Annotated in this window: 17 protein-coding genes and 3 tRNA genes; 14 read left to right on the top strand and 6 right to left on the bottom strand. The window is 53.5% G+C overall.

Going from position 1 to position 16231, the window contains the following annotated elements; translation table 11 throughout:
- Positions 1 to 341 precede the first annotated feature (341 nt).
- The 6 genes from uvrY (at position 342) to GKAS_RS10315 (ending at position 3870) form a co-directional block, all read left to right on the top strand.
- Positions 342 to 998, top strand: coding sequence for a UvrY/SirA/GacA family response regulator transcription factor (gene uvrY / locus GKAS_RS10340; RefSeq protein WP_035894107.1), 657 nt, complete (start codon positions 342 to 344; stop codon positions 996 to 998).
- Positions 995 to 2827, top strand: a complete 1833-nt coding sequence (gene uvrC, locus GKAS_RS10335; protein WP_035894105.1) for an excinuclease ABC subunit UvrC — start codon at positions 995 to 997, stop codon at positions 2825 to 2827. Before uvrY ends, uvrC begins: the two co-directional genes overlap by 4 nt.
- Before the next feature lie 55 nt (positions 2828 to 2882).
- Positions 2883 to 3431 (top strand): CDP-diacylglycerol--glycerol-3-phosphate 3-phosphatidyltransferase, encoded by a 549-nt coding sequence (pgsA, locus tag GKAS_RS10330; protein WP_035894103.1) that lies wholly within the window; start codon positions 2883 to 2885, stop codon positions 3429 to 3431.
- Positions 3432 to 3582: 151 nt separating this feature from the next.
- Positions 3583 to 3658 (top strand) — tRNA-Gly (locus GKAS_RS10325).
- 40 nt (positions 3659 to 3698) lie between these two features.
- Positions 3699 to 3772: transfer RNA gene (locus GKAS_RS10320), tRNA-Cys, on the top strand.
- Positions 3773 to 3783: 11 nt separating this feature from the next.
- Positions 3784 to 3870 (top strand) — tRNA-Leu (locus tag GKAS_RS10315).
- A gap of 402 nt (positions 3871 to 4272) precedes the next feature.
- Here the strand turns inward: GKAS_RS10315 and cbpM are convergent.
- The 3 genes from cbpM to GKAS_RS25550 form a co-directional block, all read right to left on the bottom strand.
- On the bottom strand, positions 4273 to 4566 hold the full coding sequence (gene cbpM / locus GKAS_RS10310) for a chaperone modulator CbpM (protein WP_035894102.1): 294 nt from the start codon (positions 4564 to 4566) through the stop codon (positions 4273 to 4275).
- A complete protein-coding gene (gene cbpA / locus GKAS_RS10305) occupies positions 4566 to 5477 on the bottom strand; it encodes a curved DNA-binding protein (RefSeq protein ID WP_035894099.1) in 912 nt (303 codons plus the stop codon). Before cbpA ends, cbpM begins: the two co-directional genes overlap by 1 nt.
- A 61-nt stretch (positions 5478 to 5538) precedes the next feature.
- On the bottom strand, positions 5539 to 5727 hold the full coding sequence (locus GKAS_RS25550) for an IS1 family transposase (RefSeq protein WP_072011378.1): 189 nt from the start codon (positions 5725 to 5727) through the stop codon (positions 5539 to 5541).
- Positions 5728 to 5835: 108 nt separating this feature from the next.
- Between GKAS_RS25550 and GKAS_RS10300 the strand changes: the two genes are divergently transcribed.
- Positions 5836 to 6876 carry a TerC/Alx family metal homeostasis membrane protein gene (locus tag GKAS_RS10300; RefSeq protein WP_035894097.1) on the top strand — a complete coding sequence of 347 codons (1041 nt, stop codon included), beginning with the start codon at positions 5836 to 5838 and terminating at the stop codon, positions 6874 to 6876.
- Positions 6877 to 6907: 31 nt separating this feature from the next.
- Here GKAS_RS10300 and GKAS_RS10295 read toward each other — a convergent pair whose 3' ends face one another.
- Entirely contained in the window at positions 6908 to 7588 is a 681-nt protein-coding gene (locus tag GKAS_RS10295) for an HAD family hydrolase (protein ID WP_035894094.1), read from the bottom strand.
- A gap of 554 nt (positions 7589 to 8142) precedes the next feature.
- Between GKAS_RS10295 and GKAS_RS10290 the strand changes: the two genes are divergently transcribed.
- The 6 genes from GKAS_RS10290 to GKAS_RS10265 all read left to right on the top strand — a co-directional run bounded on the left by GKAS_RS10290 (position 8143) and on the right by GKAS_RS10265 (position 13933).
- On the top strand, positions 8143 to 9264 hold the full coding sequence (locus GKAS_RS10290; RefSeq protein ID WP_035894092.1) for a branched-chain amino acid ABC transporter substrate-binding protein: 1122 nt from the start codon (positions 8143 to 8145) through the stop codon (positions 9262 to 9264).
- 79 nt (positions 9265 to 9343) lie between these two features.
- The gene (locus GKAS_RS10285; protein WP_035894152.1) at positions 9344 to 10258 is read left to right on the top strand and encodes an ABC transporter permease subunit; all 915 of its coding nucleotides are present in this window, start codon (positions 9344 to 9346) and stop codon (positions 10256 to 10258) included.
- Positions 10259 to 10267: 9 nt separating this feature from the next.
- Entirely contained in the window at positions 10268 to 11557 is a 1290-nt protein-coding gene (livM, locus tag GKAS_RS10280) for a high-affinity branched-chain amino acid ABC transporter permease LivM (RefSeq protein ID WP_035894089.1), read from the top strand.
- Complete coding sequence (locus GKAS_RS10275) at positions 11554 to 12432, top strand: ABC transporter ATP-binding protein (protein ID WP_035894088.1); 879 nt, start codon at positions 11554 to 11556, stop codon at positions 12430 to 12432. The genes livM and GKAS_RS10275 overlap by 4 nt, the downstream gene beginning before the upstream one ends.
- Positions 12429 to 13145 (top strand): ABC transporter ATP-binding protein, encoded by a 717-nt coding sequence (locus tag GKAS_RS10270; protein WP_035894086.1) that lies wholly within the window; start codon positions 12429 to 12431, stop codon positions 13143 to 13145. Before GKAS_RS10275 ends, GKAS_RS10270 begins: the two co-directional genes overlap by 4 nt.
- Positions 13146 to 13264: 119 nt before the next feature.
- Positions 13265 to 13933 (top strand): YecA/YgfB family protein, encoded by a 669-nt coding sequence (locus tag GKAS_RS10265; protein ID WP_035894084.1) that lies wholly within the window; start codon positions 13265 to 13267, stop codon positions 13931 to 13933.
- 80 nt (positions 13934 to 14013) lie between these two features.
- On the opposite strand, the gene tyrP is transcribed toward GKAS_RS10265, so the two are convergent.
- Positions 14014 to 15165 carry a tyrosine transporter TyrP gene (tyrP, locus tag GKAS_RS10260; protein WP_369709607.1) on the bottom strand — a complete coding sequence of 384 codons (1152 nt, stop codon included), beginning with the start codon at positions 15163 to 15165 and terminating at the stop codon, positions 14014 to 14016.
- A gap of 254 nt (positions 15166 to 15419) precedes the next feature.
- Between tyrP and GKAS_RS10255 the strand changes: the two genes are divergently transcribed.
- On the top strand, positions 15420 to 15659 hold the full coding sequence (locus GKAS_RS10255; protein ID WP_035894080.1) for a YecH family metal-binding protein: 240 nt from the start codon (positions 15420 to 15422) through the stop codon (positions 15657 to 15659).
- 35 nt (positions 15660 to 15694) lie between these two features.
- Here GKAS_RS10255 and ftnA read toward each other — a convergent pair whose 3' ends face one another.
- Positions 15695 to 16192 carry a non-heme ferritin gene (gene ftnA / locus GKAS_RS10250; protein WP_035894079.1) on the bottom strand — a complete coding sequence of 166 codons (498 nt, stop codon included), beginning with the start codon at positions 16190 to 16192 and terminating at the stop codon, positions 15695 to 15697.
- Positions 16193 to 16231: the final 39 nt, after the last annotated feature.

Raw genomic sequence — 16231 nt, 5'->3', positions numbered from 1 at the left:
TGATATTAATTATTATTTAAAGTTTTGAAGACAGTCAGTTAGCGACGAATTGTTTAAATATGGTTCCTTCGACGTTAATTGTTGTTACATATTATAGGGGCTAATTATCAAATATACGACAAAGCGCCTGTTTACTCCGTTTATTGCTGACGACATACTGATTTTGACGCAGGGCATCCTATTGTTTTTTAGGTCTTTCCAGCACCTGTACACGAATATTTCCAAAAACGAGATCGAAATCCATGCTCTGGCATTTTTAGACTTTCACAGTTGATATAAAACCCGGTAGTATGGGCAAATTAAGATGTAGTAGCGTTATCCCTATCCTGGAGATTATTCCTTTGATCAACGTCCTTCTTGTTGATGACCACGAACTGGTGCGCGCAGGGATACGACGCATTCTCGAAGATATAAAAGGCATTAGAGTGACCGGCGAAGCCAACTGTGGGGAAGATGCGGTGAAGTGGTGCCGTGCTAACCCGGTAGACGTTGTGCTGATGGATATGAATATGCCGGGCATCGGTGGCCTGGAAGCCACGCGTAAGATTGCGCGCTCCGCCGTCGACACCAAAGTCATCATGTTAACCGTACACACGGAAAACCCACTACCGGCAAAAGTCATGCAGGCGGGAGCCGCTGGCTATTTGAGTAAAGGTGCTGCGCCGCAGGAAGTGGTCAACGCCATTCGTTCCGTGTTCTCTGGGCAGCGTTATATTGCTTCGGATATCGCCCAGCAGATGGCGCTGAGTCAGATTGAACCTGAAAAGACCGAATCGCCTTTCGCCAGTTTGTCTGAACGTGAATTGCAGATTATGCTGATGATCACTAAAGGCCAGAAGGTGAATGAGATTTCAGAACAGTTGAGTCTGAGTCCCAAAACGGTCAACAGCTATCGCTATCGTATGTTTAGCAAATTGAACATACACGGCGACGTTGAGCTGACGCACCTGGCAATTCGCCATGGCCTTTGCAATGCGGAGTCGTTAGCAAGTCAGTGAGTGATGTTTTTGATTCAAAAGCCTTTCTGAAAACTGTAACCAGCCAGCCCGGCGTTTATCGTATGTATGATGCCGGCGGCACGGTTATTTACGTTGGCAAAGCCAAAGACCTCAAAAAACGCCTTTCCAGCTATTTTCGTGCCCAGGTGGCCTCCCGTAAAACGGAAGCGCTGGTGGCACAGATTGCCCAGATTGATGTCACCGTTACCCATACCGAGACGGAAGCGCTGCTGCTTGAGCATAACTATATCAAGCTTTACCAGCCTCGCTATAACGTCCTGCTACGTGACGATAAGTCATATCCTTTTATTTTTCTGAGCGGAGACGCTCATCCGCGTCTGGCAACGCATCGCGGCGCAAAACACGCGAAAGGGGAGTATTTCGGACCTTTCCCGAACGGCTACGCAGTGCGAGAAACGCTGGCGCTATTGCAAAAGATATTCCCCATCCGCCAGTGCGAAAACAGCGTTTACCGCAACCGCTCACGTCCGTGCTTGCAGTACCAGATTGGTCGCTGCCTGGGGCCGTGCGTGAAGGGGCTGGTGAGCGAGGAGGAGTACGCGCAGCAGGTTGACTACGTGCGCCTGTTCCTCGCCGGGAAGGACGACCAGGTGCTGACGCAGCTGATTGCGCGTATGGAGAAAGCGAGCCAGGCGTTGGCGTTTGAAGAGGCCGCGCGCATTCGCGATCAGATTCAGGCCGTTCGTCGGGTGACGGAAAAACAGTTTGTCTCCAACAACGGTGATGATCTTGACGTGATTGGCGTGGCGTTTGAAGCGGGCATGGCCTGCGTCCACGTGTTGTTTATCCGCCAGGGCAAGGTGTTGGGGAGTCGCAGCTACTTCCCGAAAGTGCCAAACGATACTGAACTGGGCGAAGTGGTGGAAACCTTCGTTGGTCAGTTCTATTTCCAGGGCAGCCAGATGCGTACGCTGCCGGGCGAGATCCTGCTCGACTTCACGCTCAAAGATAAAACCCTGTTGGCCGATTCGTTATCGGAGCTGGCAGGCCGTCGTATTCAGGTGCAAACCAAACCGCGCGGCGATCGCGCTCGCTATCTGAAGCTGGCGCGAACCAACGCGGTGACGGCGCTGTCGACTAAACTTTCTCAGCAGTCTACCGTTCATCAACGTTTGCAGGCGCTCTCCGCCGAGCTTAAGCTGCCGGCCATCAAACGTATGGAATGTTTTGATATCAGCCACACCATGGGGGAACAAACCGTTGCCTCGTGCGTGGTGTTTGATGCCAACGGCCCGCTGCGTGCGGAGTATCGTCGCTATAATATCACCGGGATTACCCCGGGCGATGACTATGCGGCAATGAACCAGGTACTGCGCCGTCGCTATGGTAAAGCGATTGATGACAGCAAAATTCCTGACGTGATTTTGATAGACGGCGGGAAAGGGCAGTTAGGGCAGGCGAAAGCGGTATTTGCCGAGCTTAACGTGCCGTGGGATAAAAACCATCCGCTGCTGTTAGGCGTGGCAAAGGGCAGCGACCGTAAGGCCGGTCTTGAAACGCTGTTTTTTGAGCCGGAAGGTGAGGGCTTCAGCCTGCCGCCGGATTCACCGGCGCTGCATGTCATTCAGCATATTCGCGACGAATCACACGATCATGCAATTTCCGGGCACCGCAAGAAACGCGCTAAGGTTAAAAGCACCAGTTCGCTGGAGACTATCGAAGGCGTGGGGCCAAAACGCCGTCAGATGCTGCTCAAGTACATGGGTGGCCTACAAGGTTTGCAGCAGGCAAGCATTGAAGATATTGCAAAAGTGCCGGGAATCTCGGTCGGGCTCGCAGAAAAGATCTTCTACTCGTTGAAACATTAGGGGCTCTGTAGCAACATAGGGCTAATATTTACTGACAACAGATAGTTACCTCGCCATGCAATATAATATTCCTACATTGCTTACGTTGTTCCGCGTCATCCTGATTCCGTTTTTCGTGCTGGCGTTCTACCTTCCGTTCGTCTGGGCGCCTTTTGTTTGTGCGCTGATCTTCTTCATTGCAGCGGTAACCGACTGGTTCGATGGTTATCTTGCACGTCGCTGGAACCAAAGTACCCGTTTCGGTGCCTTCCTCGATCCAGTTGCGGATAAAGTGATGGTGGCGATTGCGATGGTGCTGGTGGCTGAACACTATCACACCTGGTGGGTGACCTTGCCGGCTGCGACCATGATTGCGCGCGAGATTATTATCTCTGCGCTGCGTGAGTGGATGGCTGAGCTCGGTAAGCGCAGCAGCGTGGCCGTCTCCTGGATTGGGAAAGTAAAAACCACGGCACAGATGGCTGCGCTGGTTTGGATGCTGTGGCGTCCAAATATCTGGGTTGAGTGGGCGGGTATCGCGTTATTCATGGTCGCAGCGGTGCTGACGCTGTGGTCAATGCTGCAATATTTGAACGCTGCACGCGGTGATTTGCTTCAAGAGTGATCGTTTCGGCGTAATTTTCAGCAAACGGCACAAAGTTGCGAAAAATACCGTTGACTCACCGCGTCAGATAAGTAGAATGCAACGCATCGAACGGCAGCACTGATTGCCAGACGATAGCAAAATCAAGTGGTTAGCAAATCAACTTGATAAAGCGGGAATAGCTCAGTTGGTAGAGCACGACCTTGCCAAGGTCGGGGTCGCGAGTTCGAGTCTCGTTTCCCGCTCCAAATTAAAAGCATCGGCAATTGCGGGTGTTTAAGATTTAAAGGCGCGTTAGCAAAGCGGTTATGTAGCGGATTGCAAATCCGTCTAGTCCGGTTCGACTCCGGAACGCGCCTCCACTTTTTTCCCTGGCCGGATGGTGGAATCGGTAGACACAAGGGATTTAAAATCCCTCGGCGTTCGCGCTGTGTGGGTTCAAGTCCCACTCCGGCTACCATGGGAAACAGAAGAATAATCAAAGCAATAAGCAGTGTCGTGAAACCACCTACGGGTGGTTTTTTTGTGCCTGCAATTCACGCTCTGTTCATATCTTGTGCTCACTAAGTGTAATGAGTTGCAATCTTCAGCCTGTCAATGTTGAATCGAACGTATCGCCTCTAGCATAGAGAACCTGTCCGCTTTGTCCGTTTTCCGGTGGTGGCGCAGATTTAGCGGTCGCTCCGTCCGCTGGGTGTATTTTTTGCTGATAACATGGCTGGTTGAAGCCAGTAAACTCCGCCACACCTGTCTTCTTGTTTGAAATAATTCTTATCACTGACGGTATGCCATCTGCTGAGCAATGTCATTAAGAGCGGGTTGGGGATAATAAAAGGGCCAGCCCGCTGCAGGCCCTGGCACACTAAGGATGACTGATAAAGCGAGACAGTCGCTGGCGAAGCAGGCGGTTTTCCTGACGCAACTGCGCATTCTCTTCCAGCAACGTTAACGCAACGGCAATTCCCGGCCAGTCAAGTTCCAGCTCCTGACGCAGGCGCACCGCGCGACGCATTACGGTCAGCGCATGGTCGTCAAACGTCTCGTTTTCATGAGGTTCAATCACCCCTAAGCCGACAATCTCATGGAGCTCCTCTTCTGATACACCGGTGTACAGACAAAATTCGGTAATGGTAAAGTTGACGGTGACGTTAGCCATTATGCTTTCCCCCACTCTTTGCGCGGATCAAAGAACTTTTGTGCATCCGCAAGCTGTTGCCACAGGGCGGCGCTGGTATCGTCAGGTTTTGGCGGCATGACTATTTTGATCACCGCATACAAATCGCCGGTATGTTTTTTACTTACCAGACCCTTGCCCTTAATGCGTAGTCGCTGCCCGGCCTGGCTTCCCGCCGGAATGGTCAGCAGGATGCTCTCTTTTAGCGTCGGAACGGTAACTTTCGCGCCCAACGCGGCTTCCCATGGAGCCAGGGGAACAACCACTTCCAGATCCTGATTAACTATATCGAACAGCGGATGCGGCGCAATATGGATAACCAGCCACAAGTCACCGTTTGGCCCACCGTTTTCGCCGGGGGTACCCTGGCCTTTCAGACGGATACGCTGGCCGTTACCGACACCAGCCGGAATTTTCACATTTAGCGTTTTGGGAATTTCACGTTCAACCATGCCGAATGCATTGTAGACCGGCAGGTTGTAACTGATAGTGCGGCTATGCTCAGTAAGCGTTTCTTCGAGGAATACGGCAACTTCAATTTCGATGTCGTGCCCGCGGCTGGAAGGGCGCTGGCGCGCATGCTGACCAAAAATGGTGGAGAAGATATCGTCGAAATCTTCGGCACTGTAGCTTTGATTCTCTCCTTGCTGGAATTGACGGCTGAACTGTGGATCGTTGCGGTGCTGCCACAGCTGATCGTACTCGGCGCGTCGCTGCTCATCACTCAGTACTTCCCAGGCTTCAGCAACCTCTTTAAACCGGGCCTCCGCGTCAGTCTCTTTACTGACATCAGGATGGTATTTACGGGCGAGTCGACGATAGGCGGTCTTGATTGTCTTGAGATCGTCTGTCGGTTCCACGCCCATAATGGCGTAATAATCCTTTAATTCCATAGCGTTCTCTCGTGTAAATCAACACTTGCAGAAGGTGAACCGTGACAACAGGTATCACCGCTTAGTTTAGGGTAATCCTGATAACAACGAATGCCAACCTGGAAGGCGGGATATTGCTATAAACGATGTGGTTGTGCGTCAACAACAGCGCTTTTAACGTTAGGTTGCGTCCAGGACGGTAAACCTGAGCGGACTGACAACGGGGACAATGAGCGTTTACGCTGGCGGGTTCGAATTGCGTTCCAGGCATTGATTTTCATATTAAAATCGCACGGGTAAAATCATAAAGCTGCGTTATGCTTATCAGGATTTTCCCAGCGGGATGCTCCCGTGGACTGATATCGTTCAGGAATAAATAATGGACTCTACACACATTGGTTTTCCAGCCGAAACGGTTCTGGTATTTGTTGCGTTATCCGTAGGGGCCATCGCCATCGATCTGTTTATGCATCGCCATGACAAACCGATATCGCTGAAAAGCGCGGCGCTTTGGTCCGTTTTCTGGGTCATTGTGGCCATGGTCTTCGCCAGTTTCTTATATGTTCACCACGGAGCCGAAGTCGCGAGCCTGTTTATCACCGGGTACGCGCTTGAAAAGGTACTTTCGGTTGATAACCTGTTTGTCATGATGGCTATCTTCTCCTGGTTTGCGATTCCAGACCGTTTCCGACACCGTGTGCTCTACTGGGGGATTATTGGAGCGATTGTATTTCGCGGCATTTTTGTCGCTATTGGTACCGGCTTGCTTAGCCTCGGACCGTACGTCGAAGTGGTGTTTGCGCTGATCGTGGCGTGGACGGCGGTGATGATGCTCAAAAGCAAAGATGAGAGCGATGAAATTCAGGACTACTCACAGCATCTGGCCTACCGCCTCGTAAAACGGTTCTTTCCTATCTGGCCGAAACTGAAAGGGCACGCTTTCCTGCTGAATCAGCAAGAAGTTGATGAGGAACTGGCTAAGCCGGAAAACCGTGATGTGGCGATTGGACGCGGGGCAAAAGCCTCGCGTTATGCCACGCCGTTACTGCTGTGCGTTGCGGTCGTTGAGTTGTCTGATGTGATGTTCGCCTTTGACTCTGTGCCTGCGATCATCGCCGTGAGCCGCGAGCCTCTGATTGTCTATAGCGCAATGATGTTCGCCATCCTCGGCCTACGTACCCTTTACTTTGTTCTCGAGGCGCTGAAGCAGTATCTGGTGCATCTGGAGAAGGCAATCATTCTGCTGCTGTTCTTTATTGCGGTTAAGCTTGGGCTAAACGCCACTGACCATATCTGGCACCACGGTTATAGCCTGAGTGCGACGACCAGTCTTTATGTGGTACTGAGCGTGCTGGCGTTGGGTATCCTTGCCAGCGTGCTGTTCCCGGAAAAATCGGGCGAAGACCAAAAGAACGGATAAATTACACCCCGGTGATTCCACCGGGGATCAATCAGGTTAACTCTTTCATAAACTCGCTGCGAAACCGCGCAATTGGGTTTTTCTTACGCGACCAGCTTGATTGGAAATGCTGCCAGTGAGCATCACTGGCCGTAGCCAACAGTTCATAGTCCCCACGCGTATCGCCCCATGCGCGGATATGATACTGATTGAGCGGGCCATAAACCGCTTCAAGGCGGTTAATCTTATGAATACACCGGCAGTTATGACCGACGATCCGCCCCGTCAGAACGCCGTTTTTGCTTTCGAGCTCCGTACCAATCAGCTTAATCCCCAGCTTATCAGCGAAAGGTCGCAGGACAATCATCGGCGAAGCGGAGCATAGCGTCACTTCGGCACCGGTTGAGATCTCGGCGGCAACCGCCAGAAGCCCGGCTGGACGCATCAGCTTTTTCCACGATTTCAGACAGTAGGCTTCTGCTTTTTCCTGAACCCATTTTTCATCACGGCCAGCAAGGAAGGTGGTGATTAACACTTCCTTGAGCTCGTCGCGGGTGAGGCGGCGGCGGAAGCACTGCAATGTGGGGATCACGAGGCGCAGCATCTTGCGGGCAAACTGACGACGGCCGAAAGCAAATTTTAAAAAAGGAATAAAGCTATCGTGCCGAGTCAGCGTTCCGTCAAAGTCAAAAACGGACAGGATCTGCTTATCGGCCTCGGTTATCGTCATCATTTTTCACGCCATTATTTGTAAAAACAGAATATTAGAACATTTGGTTGTGGATGCAAAATGCATCTGGATTCATGCCTTCGTGTACTTTCTATTAGCGTAGAACAAGAAAAGCTCCGGAATCAACGAAGATACACGTGAATGCTGTAACGGGAAGACAACGGATGAGGCTGAATGCTCTTATGGCCATTGCTCCATCAAATATCCCGCCTTGCACCATCAGCTAACACAACCCGCCCATTTTGCTACAAAAATGCACAAAGCGTGACTATTGCATTATTTATGTACTTTATTGTTAAGGAGATGTGATCCCCGCTGTAATTTCACCGCGCCGAGGCAGAGGCCTTATCCGCGCACTCTATACTCAAAATTGTCAAAATCGGGGCATGGCTGCGTAAAGTTGGCAGCCATTTTGCTTAATGATTTGGCCTGAAAAGCGTAAGGAAACCTCGCCGTTATCAGCAGGATATTGTCAGGATGTCGTTTGTCCGGCGCGTGCGCCGGTGGCTCGGCTTCACACCGTTATGCATAAACCTCTTTTGCTAAGGTAGATAATAATGTCGCTGAAATTAATAAGAAGTCCGCTTTCTATTGTGTTGGCAGGGTGTCTGGTGACGGCGTTTTCCGCCCAGGCCGATATCGTAATCGGTGTTGCGGGACCTTTTACAGGCCCTAACGCCACCTATGGCGATCAATACTGGCATGGTGCCACCCAGGCTGCAGCAGATATCAACGCTGCCGGTGGGATAAACGGCGAGAAAATTAAGCTGGTGCAGGGCGATGATGCCTGTGAACCTAAACAGGCCGTATCGGTTGCAAACCGCCTGGTCGATCAGGACAAAGTACAGGCCGTGGTTGGCCATTTCTGCTCTTCTTCCACTATGCCTGCATCAGAGGTCTATAACGACGCAGGCGTTCTGGCTATTACCCCGGGCTCTACCAACCCGCTTATTACCGAACGTGGAATGAACGACATGTTCCGCATGTGCGGCCGCGATGACCAGCAGGGTGGCGTCGCCAGCGATTTCATTATTGATAAGCTGAAGGCTAAGCGCGTGGTGATCATCCACGATAAAGACACCTACGGTCAGGGCCTGGCCGATGCCACCCGCGCGGCGCTCGCGAAGCGTGGCGTGAAGGATGTGATGTACGAAGGTCTGTCGCGTGGGGAAAAAGACTTTAACGCCCTCGTGACCAAGATTGGCGCACAGAAACCGGACGTGGTGTTCTTCGGTGGCTGTCACCCGGAGGCAGGCCCGCTGGTACGTCAGATGCGTGAGCAGGGCGTGCAGGCGAAATTCTTCTCCGGCGACTGCATCGTCAACGAAGAAATGGTTACCGCCGCGGGTGGACCACAATATACCAAGGGCATCTACATGACCTTCGGTAAAGACCCTCGCTTGATCCCGGACGGCAAAGCGGTTATCGAGAAATTCCGCGCCAACAAATTTGAGCCGGAAGGCTACACCCTCTACTCCTACGCCTCTATTCAGGCCATTGCGGCTGCGTTCAAAGCGACCGGCGGTGCCGATTCTGCGAAAGCCAGCGCCTGGTTGAAAGCCAACCCGGTTGAAACGGTGATGGGCAAAAAAGCCTGGGACAGCAAAGGTGACCTGAAAGTCTCGGATTACGTGGTCTACCAATGGGATGACCAGGGCAAGTACAAGGAAGTCGAATAACGAGACGGAATCACGCTCAGCGCCGGGATGCTCCCATCCCGGCGCTCAATAATAGATGGCACAACATGAGTGAGCGATGATGGAGACATTCTTCCTGCAACAGTTAGTCAATGGATTGACGCTAGGTTCCGTCTACGGATTGATAGCCATTGGTTACACCATGGTTTACGGCATTATCGGCATGATTAACTTCGCACACGGCGAAGTGTATATGATATCGGCCTATCTCTGCGCCATCGGTCTGGCGCTGCTCTCCTTTTTTGGTCTGCACTCTTTTCCACTGCTGATCCTTGGCACGCTGGTGTTTACCATCGTGGTAACGGGGGTTTATGGCTGGACGATTGAACGCATCGCCTATAAGCCGCTGCGCAACTCGACGCGCCTTGCGCCGCTGATTTCCGCCATCGGGATGTCGCTCATCCTGCAAAACTACGCGCAAATCAGCCAGGGGCCACGTCAACAGGGCGTGCCGACGATGCTCGACGGCGTGCTGCGTCTGCATATCGGCGAAGGTTTTGTACAGATAACCTATACCAAAATCTTCATTCTGCTGGCCTCGTTTGCGGGCATGCTGCTGCTGACCTGGATAATCGGTCATACCCGCCTTGGGCGTATGTGCCGCGCGGTACAACAGGACCGCAAAATGGCCTCGATTCTGGGGATTAACACCGACCGGATCATCTCGCTGGTGTTCGTTATTGGCGCGGCAATGGCGGGGCTGGCCGGGGTGCTTATCACCATGAACTACGGCACCTTTGATTTCTATGCTGGGTTTATTATCGGCATTAAGGCCTTTACCGCCGCGGTGCTGGGCGGCATTGGTTCGCTGCCGGGGGCGATGCTCGGCGGGCTGCTGCTTGGCGTCGCTGAAGCGCAGTTCTCGGGGCTGGTGAACACCGACTATAAGGACGTCTTCTCCTTTGGTCTGCTGGTGGTCATTCTGATTTTCCGTCCGCAGGGGCTGCTTGGCCGCCCGATTGTCGCCAAAGTGTAGGAGCCGAACATGACGCATTCAACGGCCGTACATGACGGTTTTTCTCTTAAGCGCTGCGTGCTGGATATGATTTTCGCAGGCCTGGTGGCGCTGATTATCTTTGGCCCCATCGTGGGCGCGGTGCTGGACGGTTACAGCTTCAACTTTAACGGCCAGCGGCTGGTGTGGATTGTCGCAGCGGTGATGATCGGGCGCTTTGCCTTAAGCGCGCTGTCGATGACCGCGTTTGGCAGGCGCTTTAGCGCCCGCTTTGAAGGTGATAGCGCCGGGGTATACGTGCGCTCGCCGGACTATAAAAGCAGCCTGCGCTGGGTTATCCCGCTGATACTGGCGCTGGCGGTTTGCTTCCCGTTCGTGGCGACAAAATATGTGCTGACGGTGGCTATTCTCGGGCTTATCTACGTGCTGCTCGGTCTGGGGCTGAATATCGTTGTCGGGCTAGCGGGGCTGCTGGATCTGGGCTACGTCGCCTTTTACGCCATTGGTGCCTACGGGCTGGCGCTGGGGTATCAGTATCTGGGGCTCGGGTTCTGGTCGATGCTGCCTATTGCGGCGCTGATGGCCGCCGCCGCAGGCGCGCTGCTTGGCTTCCCGGTGCTGCGAATGCACGGTGACTATCTGGCAATCGTGACGCTAGGCTTTGGGGAAATTATCCGTCTGGTGCTGAATAACTGGCTGAGCTTTACTGGCGGCCCGAACGGCGTATCGGCACCGCCGCCAACGTTCTTCGGCCTGGAGTTTGGCCGTCGGGCTAAAGAGGGCGGGGTACCGTTCCACGAGTTTTTCCATCTCACCTATAATCCTAACCTCAAGTTTATCTTTATCTATGCGGTGCTGGTTCTGGTCGTGTTGCTGGTGCTGTACATCAAACATCGCCTGACGCGAATGCCGATTGGCCGCGCGTGGGAAGCGCTGCGTGAAGATGAAATTGCCTGCCGTTCAATGGGGCTTAACCATGTGCTGGTGAAGCTGTCGGCGTTTACGCTTGGCGCGTCCACGGCGGGTATCGCCGGGGTGTTCTTCGCGACCTATCAGGGATTCGTCAACCCGACCTCGTTCACTTTCTTTGAGTCAGCGTTAATTCTCGCCATCGTCGTACTGGGCGGTATGGGCTCGACCATCGGCGTGGTGCTGGCGGCATTTGTGTTAACCGTCACCCCGGAGCTGCTGCGTAGCTTTGCTGAATATCGCGTGCTGCTGTTTGGCGTATTGATGGTGGTGATGATGATCTGGCGGCCGCGTGGCCTGATTCGCATTAACCGCAGCGGTTTTGCCGTACGTAAAGGAGTCGCGCCATGAGCCAGGACGTGATTCTGAGCGTCGAGCACTTAATGATGCATTTTGGCGGTATCAAGGCGCTGAACGACGTCAACCTTGAGGTTAAACGCGGGTCAATCACCGCGCTGATAGGCCCGAACGGCGCGGGGAAAACCACGGTGTTTAACTGCCTGACCGGCTTTTATAAAGCCTCCGGCGGCAACATTCTGTTCAATACCCGCAATAAAACCACCAACGTGATTCAGATCCTCGGGCAGAAGTTCCAGCCTGGCGACTGGATTAACCCGGCGCAGTTCGGCCAGCGGCTGTTCTACAAAATGTTTGGCGGCACTCATCTGGTGAATCGGGCGGGATTGGCGCGAACGTTCCAGAACATCCGCTTGTTCCGCGAAATGTCGGTGATTGAAAACCTGTTGGTGGCGCAGCATATGCAGGTCAACCGTAACCTGATTGCCGGGGTGCTCAACACGCCTGCCTATCGGCGAGCTGAAAGCGATGCGCTGGATCGCGCCTTCTACTGGCTGGAGGTGGTGGATCTGGTGGACTGCGCCAACCGTCTGGCGGGCGAAATGTCTTACGGCCAACAGCGTCGCCTCGAAATCGCCCGCGCCATGTGTACCGGGCCAGAGATGATTTGCCTCGATGAACCGGCGGCGGGTTTGAATCCGGTTGAAACCCGGGCGCTTAGCAAGATTATCCGCTTCCTGCGCGAACACCACGCGATAACGGTGCTGCTGATTGAACACGATATGGGGATGGTGATGGAAATATCGGACAACATTATCGTACTCGACCACGGCGACGTGATTGCGCAGGGAAGGGCTGAGCAAATTCAGAACGATGAAAAGGTAATTGCGGCGTATCTGGGCACCAGCGAAGACGAGGTGAACCTATGAGCGAGGCGATGCTGGAGTTTCGTGAGGTTGACGTGTTTTATGGCGTGATTCAGGCGCTAAAACAGGTCTCTTTACAGGTCAATAAAGGCGAAACCGTCTCGCTGATTGGCGCCAACGGGGCGGGGAAATCCACCCTGTTAATGTCGATATTCGGCCAGCCACGCATTCGCAGCGGGCAAATTCTCTTCTGCGGGGACGATATCAGCCATAAATCGACCCATTACGTCGCCTCGGGCGGCATTGCGCAGGCGCCGGAGGGGAGACGTATTTTCCCCGATATGACCGTCGAAGAGAACCTGCTGATGGGCACCATCCCGGTGGGAACACAGTATGCGACGGAAGACCTGCAAACCATGTTCGATCTCTTTCCGCGTTTAAAAGAGCGGCGCAAGCAGCGGGCAATGACCATGTCCGGCGGTGAACAGCAGATGCTGGCGATTGCCCGCGCGCTGATGAGCCGCCCGAAGTTGCTACTGCTAGACGAACCGAGTCTTGGGCTCGCGCCGATTGTGGTTAAGCAAATTTTTCAGACGCTGCGTGAGCTGGCGCGCAATGGTATGACGATTTTTCTCGTGGAGCAGAACGCCCACCATGCGCTGAAGCTTTCAGACCGCGGGTACGTAATGGTCAACGGGCAGATTCGCCTGACCGGCAGCGGTGAAGAGCTGCTCGGTAATCAGGAGGTGCGCAAAGCATATCTGGGCGGGGCGTAGCGTGCTGGCGGCGGCGTAATGTCGCCGGGGAAAGGGTAATGACGCTGGAGTTCAACGCCAAACTCCTGCATCATTGCGCCTCAAATGATATGCCTCATCAACAACGATAGAGAAAGAGTATGAAAACGGGACCGTTAACCGAAAGCGAACTGGAATGGCTGGACGAGACAATTGCAAAGTATGCTACCGATGCGTCAATTATTGATGTGTCTGAACTGGACGGCATGCTGACGGCGATTTTGTCGTCTCCACTGGAGATTGAACCCGCCGAGTGGATGTTCGCCGTATGGGGTGGGGCCGACCACGTGCCGCACTGGGCAACCGACCGCGAACGTGACCGTTTCGTTAACCTGACGCTGCAGCATATGAGCGACATCGCTGACCGCCTCAATGACTACCCGGATCAGTTTGAACCGCTGTTTGGTACCCGTGAAGAAGAGGGCCAGGAGCTGACCATCGTTGAAGAGTGGTGTTACGGCTACCTGCGCGGCGTGGCGCTGACCGATTGGTCCGGCCTGCCGGAAGCACAGCAGGCGGCGTTTGACGCGATTGCCCTGCACGGTGACGAAGAGAAAACGACGGCGCTGGGTGCCTTCACCGCCGAACAGTATCTCGACAGCATCGACCGCATCAGCCCAGCAGCGCTGGCGCTGTTCGACTACTGGATGGACAATCCAAAAGAAGCGCCAGTTAAACAGCCGATTAAAAATGAGCAGAAAGTGGGACGTAACGACCCATGTCCTTGCGGCAGCGGCAAGAAATATAAGCAGTGTTGCTTAGCGAAATAATGCGGTAGCCCGGACGAGGCGTTTACGCCGACTCCGGGAAATCTCCCGGCATCGCGAAGCTCTGCCGGGCTACGAAGTTCTTAGCCTACTGACGGTAACAGCCCCGTCGCAATCCCCGCCTGAATCAAAATCACCGCAATCCCGCAAGCAAAGACCAGCCACAGCACCGGCTTGCCGCCTGCAACACGGTATCCCCCTTCCGGGTGATGCTTACGGCTTTGCATCGTCAGCAGTGACGGAATGATCAATGCCAGCACCGCCAGCGCTACGCCCGCATAGCCGAGCGCCATCACGAACCCACGTGGGTAAAACAGTGCGAAGGCCAGCGGTGGCAGGAAGGTGATAGCCCCGGTTTGCAGTCGCCCGCGCACGCTGTTTTTGCGCTGGAACAGGTCGGCCAGGTAATCAAACAGCCCTAAGGCGACGCCGAGGAACGAGGTTGCCAGCGCCAGGTCGGCGAACAGATGCACCGCGAGTTCAACGTGCGGTGAGGCCACCACTTCACGAATGGCCAGCAGCAGACCGTTCAGGCCGGTGTGTTGCTCCATCAGTGCGCTAAACACCGGTGAGTCAATGCTGCCGAGCGTGGCAAGCTGCCAGAACAGATAGGCAACCAGCGGGATGGCGCTGCCGATAACAAAAACGCCGCGCAGTTTACGAATATCGCCGTTCATGTAGCTGACAATACTCGGCACGCTGCCGTGAAAACCGAAAGAGGTGAAAATCACCGGGATGGCGGAGAGGGCCAGACCTTGTTCCAGCGGTAGCGTTAGCAGATTGATTTTATGAATGTGCGGCAGCAGCAATATCAGCATGATGACCAAAAAGATAATTTTGGCGCTGAACAGGAAGCGGTTAAACAGATCGACCAGCGAAGTGCCGATACAAATCACCAGACCGCCGACGGCGGTAAACAGCAGAACGCCGAGCGATGGCGGCATATCCATACTGAACCACTGACTCAGGCTGGAGGCCAGCAGTTCGCCCGCGCCGCTGATGTAGGCTGCGGTCAGCGCATACATCAGGAACATCATGCTAAAACCGGTCGCCCATTGGCCGTAGCGGCCGAGATAGCGTAATGCCAGTGTTCCGAGGCCCGTGTCGGCAGGGACGTGCTGGTAGACTTCCAGCAGCAGCAGGGCGGTATAGCACATCAGCGCCCATAGACCAGCCAGCAGCAGCACGGTAACGCCAAAACCGACGCCTGCGGATGCCAGTGGCATCGCCAACATTCCTGCGCCGATCGTGGTGCCGGCTACGATTAAAATACTCCCCAGGGTACGGTTTTTCACGCTTTCCTCTACTTCAGAACAGATTAACGACTAAAGATGCCGCGCAGAGTATGTGAAACCTGTCGTTTCGTCAAATCTGAATTACAGTGGGTGTATGAAATTGTTTACGGTTTGCTTCGGCGTGGGAAAAGCTGCGCTAGCGCAAAACATGCAAAGTAAATGCAGTTTATGGTGGCGTTTTTACGGGAGGAATAATGGAATCCATTCACGGTCATGAAGTTCTGAATATGATGATTGATTCAGATGAGCAGTACAGTATTGAAAGTCTGGAAGCGGCAATTCATGCCCGCTTTGGCGAGCAGGCGCGTTTTCATACCTGTTCAGCAGAAAATATGAGTGCTGCCGAGCTGGTCGCGTTTCTGCATAAGAAAGGAAAGTTTATTCCGCGGGAATCGGGATTTACGACGGTGGAAAGTAAAATTTGCCGCCATTAATCGGCAGCGGCGTGTAATACGCCGCTGCACGAGAATTAATTTTGCGTATCGAGCGTGGCCAGCTCTTTATCAATAAAGTACAGGCCTTCACCGCTTTTACCCGCCAGCGTCAGCTTATCGATAACGGATTTAAACAGTTTCTCTTCTTCGTGCTGTTCTGCCACATACCACTGCAGGAAATTAAAAGTCGGATAGTCCTGATTGGTCATCGCCGCATGCGCCAGTTCATTGATTTTAGCGGTGATCAGCTGTTCGTGCTCGTAGGTGACGCGGAACAGTTCGTCCAGCGAGGCGTACTCGGCAAACGGTGACTGAATGCTATTAATGCGTGGCAGGCTACCGGTGTCGGTCAGGTAGTCAAACAGGCGTTGCATGTGAGTCATCTCTTCCTGCGCGTGGCGGCGTAAAAAGGCAGCAGCGCCTTCAAAGCTATTGAAGCTACACCAGGCACTCATCTGCTGATACAACAGAGAAGAATAGAGTTCGAGATTCATCTGTTCATTTAATTTCTCGATCATTGCCGCTTTAAGCATGTTTTCGCTCCAGGAATAATACGTTACGAGTTAATTACA

The organism is Kluyvera ascorbata ATCC 33433 (assembly GCF_000735365.1).
Classification (GTDB): domain Bacteria; phylum Pseudomonadota; class Gammaproteobacteria; order Enterobacterales; family Enterobacteriaceae; genus Kluyvera; species Kluyvera ascorbata.
This window is presented reverse-complemented; position numbering and strand designations above follow the sequence as displayed.

Coding starts and splice junctions, on each gene's coding strand:
- tyrP (WP_369709607.1), bottom strand. CDS start 15,165: ATGTTGGCGATGCCACTGGCATCCGCAGGCGTCGGTTTTGGCGTTACC.
- GKAS_RS25550 (WP_072011378.1), bottom strand. CDS start 5,727: ATGCCTGGAACGCAATTCGAACCCGCCAGCGTAAACGCTCATTGTCCC.
- GKAS_RS10295 (WP_035894094.1), bottom strand. CDS start 7,588: ATGATGACGATAACCGAGGCCGATAAGCAGATCCTGTCCGTTTTTGAC.
- GKAS_RS10300 (WP_035894097.1), top strand. CDS start 5,836: ATGGACTCTACACACATTGGTTTTCCAGCCGAAACGGTTCTGGTATTT.
- GKAS_RS10285 (WP_035894152.1), top strand. CDS start 9,344: ATGGAGACATTCTTCCTGCAACAGTTAGTCAATGGATTGACGCTAGGT.
- GKAS_RS10255 (WP_035894080.1), top strand. CDS start 15,420: ATGGAATCCATTCACGGTCATGAAGTTCTGAATATGATGATTGATTCA.
- GKAS_RS10270 (WP_035894086.1), top strand. CDS start 12,429: ATGAGCGAGGCGATGCTGGAGTTTCGTGAGGTTGACGTGTTTTATGGC.
- pgsA (WP_035894103.1), top strand. CDS start 2,883: ATGCAATATAATATTCCTACATTGCTTACGTTGTTCCGCGTCATCCTG.
- cbpM (WP_035894102.1), bottom strand. CDS start 4,566: ATGGCTAACGTCACCGTCAACTTTACCATTACCGAATTTTGTCTGTAC.
- livM (WP_035894089.1), top strand. CDS start 10,268: ATGACGCATTCAACGGCCGTACATGACGGTTTTTCTCTTAAGCGCTGC.
- GKAS_RS10290 (WP_035894092.1), top strand. CDS start 8,143: ATGTCGCTGAAATTAATAAGAAGTCCGCTTTCTATTGTGTTGGCAGGG.
- GKAS_RS10265 (WP_035894084.1), top strand. CDS start 13,265: ATGAAAACGGGACCGTTAACCGAAAGCGAACTGGAATGGCTGGACGAG.
- GKAS_RS10275 (WP_035894088.1), top strand. CDS start 11,554: ATGAGCCAGGACGTGATTCTGAGCGTCGAGCACTTAATGATGCATTTT.
- cbpA (WP_035894099.1), bottom strand. CDS start 5,477: ATGGAATTAAAGGATTATTACGCCATTATGGGCGTGGAACCGACAGAC.
- ftnA (WP_035894079.1), bottom strand. CDS start 16,192: ATGCTTAAAGCGGCAATGATCGAGAAATTAAATGAACAGATGAATCTC.